The following is a 14,491-nucleotide window of genomic DNA, read 5'->3' as shown; positions in this document are numbered from 1 at the left end:
ACTGTGAACGAAAATCAACCTTTCGATTTGGTCACTCATTACCAGCCAGCGGGTGATCAGCCACAGGCAATTGAAAAGCTGGTGAATGGTGTCGAAAAAGGTTTTCGTAATCAGTTACTGTTGGGTGTGACTGGTTCAGGTAAGACCTATACCATGGCAAACGTGATTGCCCAAACCCAACGACCAACCATTGTGATGGCGCACAATAAGACCTTGGCAGCCCAGCTGTATGGTGAGTTTAAAGCCTTCTTTCCAAATAATGCAGTGGAGTACTTCGTAAGTTATTACGATTATTATCAACCCGAAGCTTATGTTCCTTCTTCAGATACGTTTATTGAAAAAGACGCAGCAATTAATGACCATATTGACCAGATGCGTTTATCGGCAACACGTGCTTTGTTAGAACGCCGTGATGCAATTATTGTTGCTTCTGTATCTGCTATTTATGGTTTGGGTGACCCAAATGCTTATATGCAAATGTTATTGCATGTGGTGCAGGGTGACCGAGTCAGTCGAGACGAAATCATTCGTCGTTTGGTGGAAATGCAATATACGCGTAATGAACTTGAATTCTTACGAGGTACTTATCGTATACGTGGCGAAATTATTGACATTTTCCCAGCTGAATCTGACCAACACGCAATTCGTATTGAGCTTTTTGATGATGAAGTAGACTCAATTCGCTGGTTTGATCCACTCACCGGTAAAATGGTACGAAAAGTACCACGTGTCACGATTTATCCGAAAAGCCATTATGTGACGCCAAAAGACAACTTAACGCGTGCTATTGATACCATTAAGGATGAACTTCAAGACCAGCTTAAGTTCTTCCGTGAACATGACAAGTTACTTGAAGCTCAGCGTATCGAGCAACGTACTCGTTATGATTTGGAAATGATGCAGCAGTTAGGTTATACCAATGGTATTGAAAACTACTCTCGTCATTTATCAGGTCGTCCAGCAGGTGAAGCACCACCAACATTATTTGATTATGTACCGGACGATGCTTTACTTATTATTGATGAGTCGCATGTAACGGTTCCTCAAATTGGCGCAATGTATAAAGGTGACCGTTCACGTAAAGAAAACTTGGTTAATTATGGTTTCCGTTTACCAAGCGCGCTTGATAACCGCCCTATGAAATTTGAAGAGTGGGAGCGTATTGTTCCGACCACTATTTTTGTGAGTGCAACGCCCGCTAAATACGAATTGGAAAAATCAGAGCAAGTGGTTGAGCAGGTCGTTCGTCCAACAGGTTTGATTGATCCAGAAATTGAAGTTCGCCCAGTACTTACTCAAGTCGATGATGTTCTTTCTGAAATTAATATTCGTAAGAATTTAAATGAACGTGTGTTGGTGACCACTTTAACTAAACGTATGGCAGAAGATTTAACATCTTATTTAAAAGAATATGGTGTTAAGGTCGCTTATTTGCACTCGGATATTGATACGGTTGAACGTGTCAAAATTATTCATGAGTTACGTACAGGTGTATTCGACGTTTTAGTCGGTATTAACTTGCTTCGTGAAGGTTTGGATATGCCTGAGGTTTCTTTAGTTGCTATTTTAGATGCAGATAAAGAGGGCTTTTTACGTTCTGAGCGTTCGCTTATTCAGACCATTGGCCGTGCTGCGCGAAATGTGAAAGGTAAAGCAATTTTATATGCAGATAGAATTACCGATTCTATGCAAAAAGCAATTGATGAGACTGAGCGCCGTAGAGCCAAACAAATTGAGTTCAACGAACTACATGGTATTACACCTCGTAGTGCTGTTCGTCAGGTCATCAAAGAAATTGATGCAGGTGAAGTGCTTTCAGATGATCAAATTGATGAGAAGGTATTAGAGCAGGCACAAGCTTTAAGTGCCGATGATCGACATATTCTTTCTGATCCTAAATTGTTTAGTAAGCATATTACTAAGCTTGAGAAAGAAATGTTAAAAGCATCTAAAGACTTACAGTTTGAGCAAGCGGCACGTATTCGTGATGAAATTGTTCGTTTAAAAGCGCAAATGTTGCAATAAATGGATACATAACACTACATGATTTGTTTAAAAAACAAGCTAGTGTAGGTATTTAAGTTATTTTGTATTCACAACTAAAAGTTGAGGGCAACAATGGCATTTCGAAATAATGTTCCGCAAGCCAGTTGGCGCTTGGCAAAAATTGCATTGGGCGGGATTGTTCTGACTGGTTTGGCTGTCGGAACATATGCCTACGCTCAGCAGAAGCCTTTACCAACTGTCGATAAAGTTGAATTAGACCGTTATTTAGGTGTGTGGTATGAAGTCGCGCGTAAACCTGCTTTCTTCCAAAAAAAATGTGCTTACAACGTATCTGCAACTTACACCTTGAATGAAAATGGAAATATCGTTGTAGATAACCGTTGTTATGATAATCGCAAGCAATTACAGCAATCTATCGGTGAGGCTTTCGTAGTTAATCCACCCTATAACACAAAATTAAAAGTGAGCTTTTTACCTGAAGCTGTAAGGTGGATTCCAGTCATTCGTGGGGATTACTGGATTTTAAAACTGGATGAAGACTATCAAACAGTTTTAGTTGGGGAGCCTTCCCGTAAGTATCTTTGGGTATTATCTAGAACACCACACCCGCATAAAGAAGTGATTGACGAATATCTGAATTATGCAAAAACATTAGGATTTGATATTCGTGATGTTATTCATACTGAGCACAAAGAATAAATAAATTCTGCTTAATAAAAAACCATGTCTTCGCATGGTTTTTTCTTTTGTATAGTGGATAAATCAAGTATTGTATCGCTTTATTTTTATTAAAGTATGAAGGGGTTGATGATGTTAAAAGGCGTGATCTTGTCTGTCATGGCATCATTAACTTTCGGTGTGCTTTATTTCTACACTCAATTACTTGGTCAACTCGATAGTGAGCAGACGTTTGGGTGGCGTATTATTGCGACTTTGCCATTCTTAACTATGTTTATGTGGTGGAGTGGTGACTTAAGCCATATTAAAAATATCTATCACCGTATTTTGGCAAAACCCTCTTTTCTCTTATTACTCATCACAACCTCCGTTTTGACGTCGGTACAGTTATGGCTCTTTTTATGGGGACCAATACACGGTCGTGGTTTACAAGTGTCTTTGGGATATTTCCTTCTACCACTTGTTTTAGTGTTAGCTGGCAGTGTCTTATATGGCGAAAAAATATCAAAATTTCAGTGGGTCGCTATTGTTCTGGCCATAGTTGGTGTAGGTCATGAGATTTTTCGTCTAGGAAGCATTGCTTGGGAAACTGCTTTAGTTGCCATTGGTTATTCAGCTTATTCCTGTTACGTAAGAAAATTAAAACGGATAATTTAGGAGGCTTTTGGTGGGACCTTCTGATTATTATGCCAGTTGCAATTTATCTGACACATACAGGGTTATTGCCATATAGTAAGTTTTTCAATCAGCCGACACTCGGGTTGGTTATTGCAGGATTGGGTGTGCTTAGTGCTATAGGCTTGGGATGTTATATATTGGCAAGCCGTTATTTACCTTTGGTTGTTTTTGGTCTGCTTGGATATCTTGAACCAGTGTTACTTGCGTTAGCATCTTTAGTTCTAGGGGAAAGCATTGGTAAAGAAGAATGGTTTACTTATCTTCCAATTTGGTGTGCCGTTTTGGTATTGGTGTTAGAAGGCGCATTCCATCTATATCAACAGCAGCAAAAAGCCAAAAATTTGCAGTTAAATATCGAAAAATATCAAAAAAGATTAAAAAATGATGCTCGCGATTAGTGCATCAGAATCTAAAAAGTAAGAAAAAGCAAAAATTTAGCTGCTTTAAACAATAAGATAATAAAAAATAATTATAGGTATTTTATGAATTTATGATGAATTTTAGGAAAATCTAGCCACTAACGTCAGCTTTTGATTCATTCTTGCTAATAATTCCATTACAATTACGGGGTTTTAAAAATCACGCCTAGATATAATTAATTAGAGGACGTATCTGTGAGCAAAGACACTATCATCGCCCTGCACGCTGAACACCAAGGCCGTTGGAAAAACCGTGAAGAAATCGCGGAACGTATGATTGCAGTAATCGGTCAATTATACCGTGAAAAAAATATTGTCGTATCTGTTTACGGTCGCTCTTTAATTAACCGTTCTGTTATTCAAATTTTGAAAACTCACCGTCGTACACGTGTTGTAGATGTTGAGCTTTCTGTTGTAAATACATTCCCAATTTTAGAAGCTTTAGCAAAAGTTGAAAACATTGGTTCTGCAGAAGTTGATATCGGTAAACTTGCAGTTGAATATAAAGAAAAAGGCGGTGATGTTGACGCGTTTGTTGCTCAAGCTGTTGAGTCAATTAAAGGTAGCGCAACTTCTGAACAACCTAAAGACGTAGTTCTTTACGGTTTTGGTCGTATTGGTCGTATCTTAGCTCGTTTAATCATTAGCCAATCAGGTTTAGGTCGTGGTTTAAGCCTTAAAGCGATTGTAGTTCGTAAGTCTTCTGACGGTGACTTGGCAAAACGTGCTTCTTTACTTCGTCGTGACTCAATTCACGGTACTTTCGCTGGTACAATCTCTGTTGATGAAGAAAACGAAGCAATCATTGCGAATGGTAACTTCATTAAAGTGATCTATGCATCTAGCCCAAGCGAAGTAGACTATACACAATATGGTATTGAAAACGCGCTTTTAATCGACAACACTGGTAAATGGCGTGATGCTGAAGGCTTAAGCCAACACTTGAAATGCCCAGGCGTTGCACGTGTTGTATTAACTGCACCAAGTAAAGGCGAAATGAAAAACGTTGTATTTGGTGTAAACAACACTGACATCTTAGATGAAGACAAAATCATCTCTGCTGCAAGCTGTACAACAAATGCAATCACTCCAATTCTTAAAGTATTGGATGACAAATATAAAGTTCTTAACGGTCACGTTGAGACAGTTCACTCATTTACAAATGACCAGAACTTAATCGATAACTACCACAAAGCTGATCGTCGTGGTCGTGCAGCTACATTGAATATGGTTATTACTGAAACTGGTGCTGCTAAAGCTGTTGCTAAAGCATTACCTGCATTAAAAGGTAAGTTAACTGGTAACTCTGTACGTGTTCCTACACCAAACGTATCTCTTGCGATTTTAAACTTAACGCTTGATAAAGAAGTTGATCGTGAAGAAGTGAACGAATACATTCGTCAAATCTCGATTAACTCTAACCTTCAAGGTCAAATCGGTTATACAAACTCTACAGAAGTGGTATCAAGCGACTTTATCGGTTCTCGTACAGCTGGTGTATATGATGCTCAAGCAACGATTACTTCTGGTAACCGCTTAACTGCTTATGTTTGGTACGATAACGAAGTAGGTTATAGCTGCCAAGTATTACGTATCGCTGAACAAATGTGTGGCGTAAGCTATACAAAAATTCCTGCAGAAACTAACGCTTAATTCCATTTAACGTTAGATAAAAGTATGTGACAAAAAGACCCAGTTTAGACTGGGTTTTTTTACAACCGTACAAAATATATGCTGATTATTTTTTAGAAATCAATGAGAATAGGACTTAAGGAACAAAAAGAAATAGTAAAGGGATTGGAATTGCAGCAGTTTAAAAGATTATTAATCGTCTTCTTTTTTATCATCATCGCGAATATATGTGGTGTACTCATCGCCATTTGGGTTTTCAAGCATTTTAATATTTATATTCCGCTGAAAAACCAAGCTGTAGCGATTGATTTACAAGAGCCATTGCAGGTGCAAGTTAAAGTAAAAGATGCTTTAAATGTCGATGTAAAAGGCCGAGTAAATGCGAATATTCCTATTAATGAAAAGTTAACGATTCCTCTTACACAGACGTTAACTCCACGTGTCTATTTCGATAATATGGTGCCAATTAGTACCGTTATTCCAGTTAAAGAAACGTTAAAAGTTGATCAAAGCCTACCAATAGACACAAAAGTTCAAGTCAGAGTATTAGGTAAGGATATTACTTTGCCATTAAAAGGTAATATTCCATTAAAGCTTGATGTACCTATTGATATTCAAGTACCGCTCGATCAAAAAGTTCATTTGAAATTTGATGCTCCAGTTAAAACTGTTTTAAAAGAAAATCTTCATATTCCATTAAATGCTCAGTTAAAAACAAACATTCCAATTCAGGGGAGTTTGAATGTACCTGTAAAAACTGCTTTAAATGCTTCGGTAGATGTGAAAAACACCTTGCCAGTTAGAATTGAGCATGGTGAGTTAAAAATACCTTTATCGAGCATGAGCCTTAATCGTGTTAAAGATGATAATGCTACATCTTTACCTGCTCAGAACCAGAAAAAGTAGGTGGGCGACTTATGTTGGGTTCAATAAAAAGTATGCTCATCAGTTTCTTTCTGATTATGGTACTCACGGCAATTTTGTTTTGGCTCTATTTAAACATACAGGCTTCAGTGGTTGTTTCTGCGCATGAATCGGATATTCGATTACCAGAATCACTGGAAACGAAGATCCATGTTGGTAATAACTTACAGGTACAATCTATAGGTAAACTAGATACCTCAATTGATATTGATCGTCAGATTTCGGTGCCATTAAAGGGAAGATATTTGGCTGATTTAGAGTTTGAAGTTGAGACTCCAATTACAGTAAGTGTTGATTATGCGACAACACTGAAAGTCGATCAGGTTATGCCTTTAGAAACAACCACCGATTTAATTTACCAAAATAAACTACTTCCTAGATTTCCATTAAAATTAAATATTCCCATCAATCTAGATATTCCATTTCAGTTAAAACGTAGTTATACCATTCCGGTTAAAATTGCTTTTAATGGTCCGGTTTATTTTGAGTTTGATGAATCGGTAAATTTACCAATTAAGCATCAGTTTAATCCAAGTTTAAAAATTAACGATGCAATGGAAATGGGTAATATCTCAAGCTTTAATGCGATTATGTATAACTCGGTACAGCACACAAAAGCTAATTTAGATATGAAGATGGATTTACCTTTACGTAATGTTCATCCTTAAGGGATAAACACATAAAGAGAGGCAATGATCTGCTGTAAATTTTTATCAATATCAAAAGAAATAAAATAAGACCTATGAAAGTAGAATTCTCTCGATTTTCTATTCGAGAATTTTCTGAAAATATGGCAGAATAGGCGGTTTTAGAGTTTTTAGAGGATTGGCAAATGCGCTTTGTTGATGAAGCAGTCATTACCGTAGAGGCTGGCGACGGTGGCAATGGCGTAGCCAGTTTTCGCCGTGAAAAATTTGTACCATTTGGTGGCCCAGATGGTGGTGATGGCGGACGTGGTGGAAGTATCTATATTCAAGCTGATGATGATACAAGTACCTTAGTCGATTACCGTTACACCCGTAAATTCCGCGCTGAGCGTGGTAAAAACGGTGCAGGTGCTAACTGTACCGGACGTGGTGGTGAAGATGTGGTTTTAAAAGTACCTGTAGGTACAACAATTGTTGATACAGATTCTGGCGATATTATTGGCGACTTGGTTGAAGACGGCCAAAGAATTCTGGTTGCAGGTGGTGGTGAAGGTGGTCTAGGTAATACTCACTTCAAATCATCAACTAACCGTGCTCCACGTAAATGTACGACTGGTATAAAAGGTGAATTTCGTGAAATTCGTCTTGAGTTGAAAGTATTGGCGGATGTTGGCTTATTAGGTATGCCAAACGCTGGTAAATCTACTTTCATTCGTGCTGTAAGTGCTGCAAAACCGAAGGTAGCGGACTATCCATTTACCACTATGGTTCCAAACTTAGGTGTTGTAGATGCTGACCGTCATCGTTCATTTGTAATGGCCGATATTCCAGGGCTTATTGAAGGTGCGGCAGAAGGTGCAGGTCTAGGAATTCGTTTCCTTAAACACTTGGCACGTACTCGTATTCTTCTACACATTATTGATGTGCAACCAATTGATGGTTCTGATCCAGCACACAATGCTAAAGCAATTATGAATGAGTTGGCTAAGTTTTCTCCTACTTTAGCGAAACTACCAGTTGTTTTAGTACTCAATAAACTGGATCAAATTGCTGAAGAAAGTCGTGAAGAGTGGTGTCAGCACATTCTAGACGAGTTGAAATGGACTGGTCCTGTCTTTAAGACATCAGGCTTATTAAGCGAAGGAACAAAAGACGTTGTGTATTACTTGATGGATCAGATTGAACAGCAACGCGAACGCGAAGTTGAAGATCCTGAATACGCAGCAGAAGTAAGAGCTTTCCGTGAACAACTAGAAGTTGAAACACGTGAACAAACCATTGCGGCAAAAGAAGCATATCGTGCGATGCGTCGAGCACAACGTCTCGAAAGTATGATGGACGATGATGATGATTTTGACGATGATGAAGACGACAATGATGTAGAAAGCATCTACGTTCGTGACTAAAAAATCGAGGAAAACATGATAGAAGTGGTCGATGGGCAACGTAAGCTCAGTGAGTGTAAACGAATCGTTGTTAAAATCGGATCATCTTTACTCACAGCAAATGGGCAGGGGCTAGATCTGGAAGCTATTTCGCATTGGGCGAAACAGATTGCAGATTTACACAATGCTGGACACGAAATTATTTTAGTGTCTTCAGGAGCTGTAGCAGAAGGTATGGTTCGTATGAAGCTTGCGAGTCGACCCACCGATCTACCCAGTTTACAAGCATGTGCCGCAATTGGGCAGATGGGCCTAATTCATACGTGGTCTAGCGTGCTTGAAAATCATAGTATTCGAACAGCGCAAGTGTTACTAACACATGATGATTTGGCAGATCGCCGTCGTTATTTGAACTCATGCGATGCGTTGCAGAACTTGATTGACTGGCGTGTTATTCCGGTTATCAATGAAAACGACACAGTCTCTACTGACGAGATTCGTTTTGGTGATAACGATACCTTAGCAGCAATGGTTGCTGGTCAAGTACATGCTGATTTACTGATCATTTTAACAGATCAGCAAGGCATGTTTGACTCAGACCCACGCCATAACCCAGATGCAAAGTTGTTATCAACTGTGCGTGCCATGGACGATGTCTTATTTGAAATGGCTGGTGGTGGTGGGCTTCTCGGACGAGGTGGCATGGTCACTAAAGTTCGTGCTGCGCGTTTAGCTGCCAAGTCAGGCTGTCCAACACTGATTGCTAGTGGTGAAAGTGACAATGTATTGTCACGAGTAATGGCTGGCGAAATGTTAGGTACATTATTCACAACAGATAAAGACCGTATGACAGCACATCAACAGTGGCTGGCTGCGCATTTGCAAACAGCAGGTCGTCTGGTGATTGATGATGGTGCGGTTGAAGCGATTAAATTGAAACACCGTAGTTTACTCCCTGTTGGGGTCAAAACTGTTGAAGGTCACTTTGATCGTGGCGATGTGGTTGAATGTGTAGATAAACAGGGTAAACGCATTGCAGTTGGACGGGTAAACTTTAGTTCGCGTTCTGCTGAAATCATTAAAGGCTTAGCCTCGGATAAGGTTTACCAAGTACTTGGGGAAGCTCGTTCGCTGGAAATGATACACCGCGACCATATGGCAATTTATTAAGTTGTGATCAATAAAAAGCTCGCTTTATGCGAGCTTTTTTTGTGGTGTTAATGATGGCAAGATTCGATCTTCACCAACCATAAAAGGATGGGTGGCAAGGCTCAGCATATCTAAATCTTCTGAAGTATTCCCATAAGCATAAATTTGATAATAATCCTGCAAAGAATATTGTTCATGTATTCTTAACTTCTTTTGTTCATTACTACAATCTGGCGTTGAATAGTAGCCCGTCATCATGCCATTTTTAATTTGAGTTTCGGTACAAATTAATTCGATATCTAGTAATTTGCAAAGTGGAGCAAGATAGATATCAATTGAAGCTGAAACCAAGACTACTTGATCACCAAGTAACTGATGTTGTTGTAACTGTGCGAAGATTTCAGGTGAAAGCGTCGATACAAGCTCTTGCGCATATTCTTCGCCTAACCTTTGCAGTTCAATGGCTGGAGTATTGCTAAACATACTGCGAAAAAGTTTAGCTCTCATCGCATGGGCGGGATAAAAATTAAGATAATAGGCTTGAATCCATGGCAGGATTTTCAAGCCTTGCTTCACAATGTGGCGCTTAGATAATGCATAAAAGATGAACCCTGTAAAACTGTCTTTAGTGCACAAGGTTCCATCAAAATCGAACAGGGCGAGGTTTTTTATTATCTTATTCGTTTCGCTCGTTGCATACATGATTCATATCGTCCGTTTACGCGGGTTGCATACCAGTTAGTATTATAGTCACGACTTAATTTAGGCCCAGAAATTACCACTTGAGGCATAATGGCATAGATCGGTTCTTTGCCAGTTTTAGCCTTATAAAGTTTAGTTAATGCAATATAAGTTGTTGTACTTTCAAACTTTTTCTCTTTTTCTAACTTGAGGTCATCGCGAAGTTGTCTTGGAGTAATTAAAACATTATTTGCAGTAAATAATTTCATTAACTCTTTTTCTGACTGACTCTGAACTGCGAGTGGATCACCAGATTTATTGTAAAGTAATAAATCACCATCTAAAGTAAGTTTAGTATCAGTAAGGGCATCGAGCATGCTTTGAAAAGCAGCATTACGGCTAGAGTACATACCTGAGTTATAATCGGCAAAACGGTAAATGGCCTTATCATAGTCTGCTGGATATACCATCAAGCGGTGAATACCATAATATAGACCGCCATATTGCGTATAAAGATCATTTCTAAGGTCTGCAATATTCATGCTAGAACGCTTATGCGCTTTGGCATAATTAATATGAACTTGCATTGAACCCAGTGTAGTGATTGGATTCATTTTCTCGCCAATATCTTGTCCAACCAGTTTGGCTGCACCCGTTAAAGCACTGACATGATAATGTTGAGTCATAAAATCAAAAATTTGACGATAAAGTAAGTCGAGATCTTTTTCAGTTTTTACTTTACGCATCTGACTCATGTAGTTGTTGTCAGGAGAGGGTTGGGTTTTTAATACTTCTTCGAAGTAGCCTGCGACAGTACCCCCCACTTTCTGACCAAGTTTGTCTTCAAACTTTTCATTTAAACGGGTACTGACTTCATCAACTGCTTTTTTACCAAGACCCGGTACTACAGGGTTGGCAACAAAGTTAGATTCCTGATCTACAATCGCGACAATACTACAAACATTTTGCTTGGTTTTAGGAATTTTTAATTCCTGCATAATATCGTCAATATCTTTGGCCCATGACTCACGATCATGAACGCGCGATGGAATTAACTTTTTAATTTGCTGGCTTTCTAAATCGGGCTCATCATTTTTTGACCACCAGGCTTTATCTCCACAAGCAGCTAAACTCATGCATACGGTGACTACACCGAATGATTTTAATAAAAAACGGGAAGACAACGGTTTGTTCATGGCGAGGAAAGCACCTGCAAAAAAGATGAGCTGATCAAGCGGATGAAGTATACTATGTTGATCATGAATTGTATGAATATATATGTATATTGGTCCCTATCAACTGTCAAATAATTTAATTGTTGCTCCTATGGCTGGTGTAACTGACCGTCCATTTAGAACACTGTGCAAGTATTTTGGTGCGGGTCATGCGGTGAGTGAAATGATGACTGCCGACAAAACTTTGCGGATGACTAAAAAAAGTCTTTATCGTGCGAATTTTGATGGAGAGCTCGCTCCTATTTCTGCACAAATTGCAGGTTCTGATCCAGAACAGTTAGCTGAGGCTGCCCGTTATCAAGTTGCAAATGGGGCGCAAATTGTTGACATCAATATGGGATGTCCTGCAAAAAAAGTATGTAATAAATTAGCAGGTTCAGCATTATTACAAGATGAGGACTTGGTTGCTCGAATACTGGATGCTGTTGTTGAAGCAGTTGATGTTCCTGTGACGTTAAAAACCCGTTTGGGATTTTTAAATGGCCAAGAAAATATTTTACGGGTAGCAAAACGTGCTGAAGAGGCTGGGATTGCTGCGTTAGCATTGCATGGCCGTACACGTGAAGACATGTATTTAAATACAGCACGTTATGAATTAATCAAACATGTTAAAGAGTTAATCAATATTCCAGTAATTGCCAATGGTGACATTGATAGTCCTGAGAAAGCAAAATATGTACTGGACTATACCGGCGCCGATGCAATTATGATTGGGCGGGCCGCGCAAGGTCGTCCATGGATTTTCCGTGAAATTGCCCATTATTTAAAAACTGGTGAGCATTTGGCTGCTCCCAATATTGAAGAAGTCAAAGATGTACTTTTAGGACATTTGTCTGAGTTATATCAATTTTATGGTGAATATTCAGGATGCCGTATTGCTCGTAAGCATATTGCTTGGTACACCAAAGGCTTACGCTCAAGTAACGAGTTCCGACAAAATATGTATAAAGTTGAAACGACTGCTGAACAAGCATTAGTTGTCGAGAGTTATTTTAATCAATTACTTGCAGAAGGTAATTTGATGAGTGATGTTCAGGTTGAACAAGTTAATTTATTAGCTACTCACTAAAATAAAGCAACCAGTATACGGACTGGTTGCTTAAAATCTTTATCTATTCATTATCTAGCATTTCAACCACGAGTTGATTGACCAGATCAGATGCGCCTAATTCGCGTATTTGTGCAACATTATTTCCTGCCCAAAATGCACCAAAACCATAGTCGTGGTGTTTACTTGCAAGAGCATTAAGTTGCTTTGCTAAATCGTAAGCGTATGGATATTCTGGTTGGGCAGGTCGAGTAGGTGAATCGATTTTGGTATGCCAATGGTTGAATAAACCGCGAGCAGGACGCCCAGAAAGGCTAGCGCTAATTTGCGTTACAGGTTCAGTAAATAATGCTTTGCGATATTCAGCAGAAGCATTTGAAGTTTGGCATTGAACAAATGCTGTACCTAACTGGACTGCGGTTGCTCCTAAGCCCAGCATATGTTTGGCTTGTAAGCCAGTCATGATGCCACCTGCAGCCACAACAGGAAGCTTACAATGCTTCACAATCAATTGGACCAAGTCACTGGTTTTAATCGCTGCGTCAAAAGTCTGGTTGAAAATTCCTCGATGTCCACCAGCTTCAATACCTTGAGCAACAATAATATCGATACCTGCTGCCTCAATCGCTTGGGCTTCAATCAGGTTGGTGGCCGAAACCATGGTCAAAATACCAGCTTCTTTCAAAGCTTTAATTTGATGCGGATGCGGAATACCAAAATGGAAGCTCACCGCTTTAGGTTTAGTTTCTAAAACAACATTTAAAAAGTCATCATTGTCTAAAAAACTTGGATAAATACAGTGCAATTCTTGAGGTGGTTGAACACCAAATTTTTCGAAATGAGGACGTAGATATTCAATCCATTGTTTTGCTTTTTCTAGATTAAGTTCTGTAGATTGATGACAGAAAAAATTAACCTGAAATGAGTTTTCAGTGAGTGCGTGAGTTTTTAAAATTTGTTCACGTGCACTTTGCGGAGTATTTGCTCCCAAGCCTAATGATCCAAGGCCTCCTTGATTTGAAACCTCGGCTGCTAGTTCTGGTGTAGAAACCCCTGCCATGGGAGCCAGAAAAATTGGATGTTTAATTGCAAGTTGTTGTAATAGGCTCATTTTATTCACCTCACTTCTTTCACTTCACCATAACGTGAAAATAGAATGAAGAGCAAATAATATTGGCTATTTAATTTTTAAATATTCTAGAGGACTATTTTAAAAATCTTTTTATAAAGGAGTGACGTTAAATAAAGAACCGATCCAGCTTGAAAAAGCCATTGCTAAAATTCCCCATAACGTAATACGTAAACTACCTTTAAGTTTAGATGTACCTGCAAAATAACTAGAAAGTGCACCTAAAATCGCTAATGAAAGAATACCGGTAGCCAAAACCGCAGGCATAATCCATTGATTCGGGCTCAGTAATATAGCGAGCATGGGAAAAAAAGCCCCAAAAGAAAATGATGCAGCAGATGATAATGCAGCTTGTACAGGATTGGCTGCCGTATTTTCATGAATACCTATTTCATCACGGGCATGTGCACCTAATGCATCATGAGTGGTTAGCTGCAAAGCAACTTCTTGAGCCAATTCTTTAGACAAGCCTCTAGAAATATAAATTTGAGTTAATTCATCTAATTCTTTTTGCGGGTGCTTCGAGAGTTCTTTTGCTTCAATAGCTAGATCAGCTTTTTCAATATCTTCTTGAGATTTTACGGAAATATATTCTCCGGCAGCCATTGATGTAGCCCCGGAAATTAGTCCAGCAATGCATGTAATTAATAGAGTATGTGAGTTGGCTCCACTTGCTGCCATGCCCATAATTAAGCTAGTGACAGAAATAATTCCATCATTGGCTCCTAATACCGAAGCTCTTAACCAACCTGAACGGTGAATTGCATGATGCTCTGTATGATGTGGAAAAGCCATATGTTTTGCCTTATAAATGTTTTATAGATGCTATGAAATTTTACAATTTATTGATCAAAAAATATGTCATCATTATAGGAAATT

12 protein-coding genes and 1 pseudogene are annotated in these 14,491 nt (G+C 39.0%); 9 read left to right on the top strand and 4 right to left on the bottom strand.

Going from position 1 to position 14,491, the window contains the following annotated elements:
• Nucleotides 1–3: 3 nt before the first annotated feature.
• The 8 genes and pseudogenes from uvrB to proB all read left to right on the top strand — a co-directional run bounded on the left by uvrB (nt 4) and on the right by proB (nt 9,540).
• Nucleotides 4–2,025 (top strand): excinuclease ABC subunit UvrB, encoded by a 2,022-nt coding sequence (gene uvrB / locus RMA95_RS01660; RefSeq protein WP_016804922.1) that lies wholly within the window; start codon nt 4–6, stop codon nt 2,023–2,025.
• Nucleotides 2,026–2,118: 93 nt separating this feature from the next.
• On the top strand, nt 2,119–2,706 hold the full coding sequence (locus RMA95_RS01655) for a lipocalin family protein (RefSeq protein ID WP_311069413.1): 588 nt from the start codon (nt 2,119–2,121) through the stop codon (nt 2,704–2,706).
• A 108-nt stretch (nt 2,707–2,814) separates the two neighbouring features.
• Nucleotides 2,815–3,761: pseudogene (rarD, locus tag RMA95_RS01650) on the top strand (EamA family transporter RarD).
• A 216-nt stretch (nt 3,762–3,977) separates the two neighbouring features.
• On the top strand, nt 3,978–5,435 hold the full coding sequence (locus RMA95_RS01645; RefSeq protein ID WP_263614343.1) for a glyceraldehyde-3-phosphate dehydrogenase: 1,458 nt from the start codon (nt 3,978–3,980) through the stop codon (nt 5,433–5,435).
• 150 nt (nt 5,436–5,585) lie between these two features.
• Nucleotides 5,586–6,320, top strand: coding sequence for an MFS transporter (locus RMA95_RS01640; protein WP_311069412.1), 735 nt, complete (start codon nt 5,586–5,588; stop codon nt 6,318–6,320).
• Between the two features lie 11 nt (nt 6,321–6,331).
• Nucleotides 6,332–7,006: a hypothetical protein gene (locus RMA95_RS01635; protein WP_311069411.1), complete on the top strand. Its 675-nt coding sequence runs from the start codon at nt 6,332–6,334 to the stop codon at nt 7,004–7,006.
• Nucleotides 7,007–7,170: 164 nt separating this feature from the next.
• Nucleotides 7,171–8,391 (top strand): Obg family GTPase CgtA, encoded by a 1,221-nt coding sequence (cgtA, locus tag RMA95_RS01630; RefSeq protein WP_019457680.1) that lies wholly within the window; start codon nt 7,171–7,173, stop codon nt 8,389–8,391.
• 15 nt (nt 8,392–8,406) lie between these two features.
• The gene (gene proB, locus RMA95_RS01625; RefSeq protein ID WP_019457681.1) at nt 8,407–9,540 is read left to right on the top strand and encodes a glutamate 5-kinase; all 1,134 of its coding nucleotides are present in this window, start codon (nt 8,407–8,409) and stop codon (nt 9,538–9,540) included.
• A gap of 24 nt (nt 9,541–9,564) precedes the next feature.
• Here proB and RMA95_RS01620 read toward each other — a convergent pair whose 3' ends face one another.
• Nucleotides 9,565–10,221, bottom strand: coding sequence for an HAD-IB family hydrolase (locus RMA95_RS01620; protein WP_004700012.1), 657 nt, complete (start codon nt 10,219–10,221; stop codon nt 9,565–9,567).
• Nucleotides 10,191–11,396, bottom strand: a complete 1,206-nt coding sequence (locus tag RMA95_RS01615) for a DUF1615 domain-containing protein (protein WP_311069410.1) — start codon at nt 11,394–11,396, stop codon at nt 10,191–10,193. The genes RMA95_RS01620 and RMA95_RS01615 overlap by 31 nt, the downstream gene beginning before the upstream one ends.
• Before the next feature lie 82 nt (nt 11,397–11,478).
• Here RMA95_RS01615 and dusB point away from each other — a divergent pair, with 82 nt between their 5' ends.
• Nucleotides 11,479–12,504 (top strand): tRNA dihydrouridine synthase DusB, encoded by a 1,026-nt coding sequence (dusB, locus tag RMA95_RS01610; protein WP_019457683.1) that lies wholly within the window; start codon nt 11,479–11,481, stop codon nt 12,502–12,504.
• Between the two features lie 43 nt (nt 12,505–12,547).
• On the opposite strand, the gene RMA95_RS01605 is transcribed toward dusB, so the two are convergent.
• Together RMA95_RS01605 and RMA95_RS01600 are read right to left on the bottom strand one after the other, a co-directional pair.
• Nucleotides 12,548–13,594 (bottom strand): nitronate monooxygenase, encoded by a 1,047-nt coding sequence (locus RMA95_RS01605; protein ID WP_311069409.1) that lies wholly within the window; start codon nt 13,592–13,594, stop codon nt 12,548–12,550.
• A 111-nt stretch (nt 13,595–13,705) separates the two neighbouring features.
• The gene (locus tag RMA95_RS01600) at nt 13,706–14,407 is read right to left on the bottom strand and encodes a VIT family protein (protein ID WP_019457685.1); all 702 of its coding nucleotides are present in this window, start codon (nt 14,405–14,407) and stop codon (nt 13,706–13,708) included.
• Between the last annotated feature and the right edge of the window lie 84 nt (nt 14,408–14,491).

Source organism: Acinetobacter sp. V110_1, from assembly GCF_031798975.1.
Taxonomy (GTDB): domain Bacteria; phylum Pseudomonadota; class Gammaproteobacteria; order Pseudomonadales; family Moraxellaceae; genus Acinetobacter; species Acinetobacter nosocomialis_A.
The sequence above is the reverse complement of the archived record's forward strand: the minus strand, read 5'-3'. Positions and strand labels throughout refer to the sequence as shown.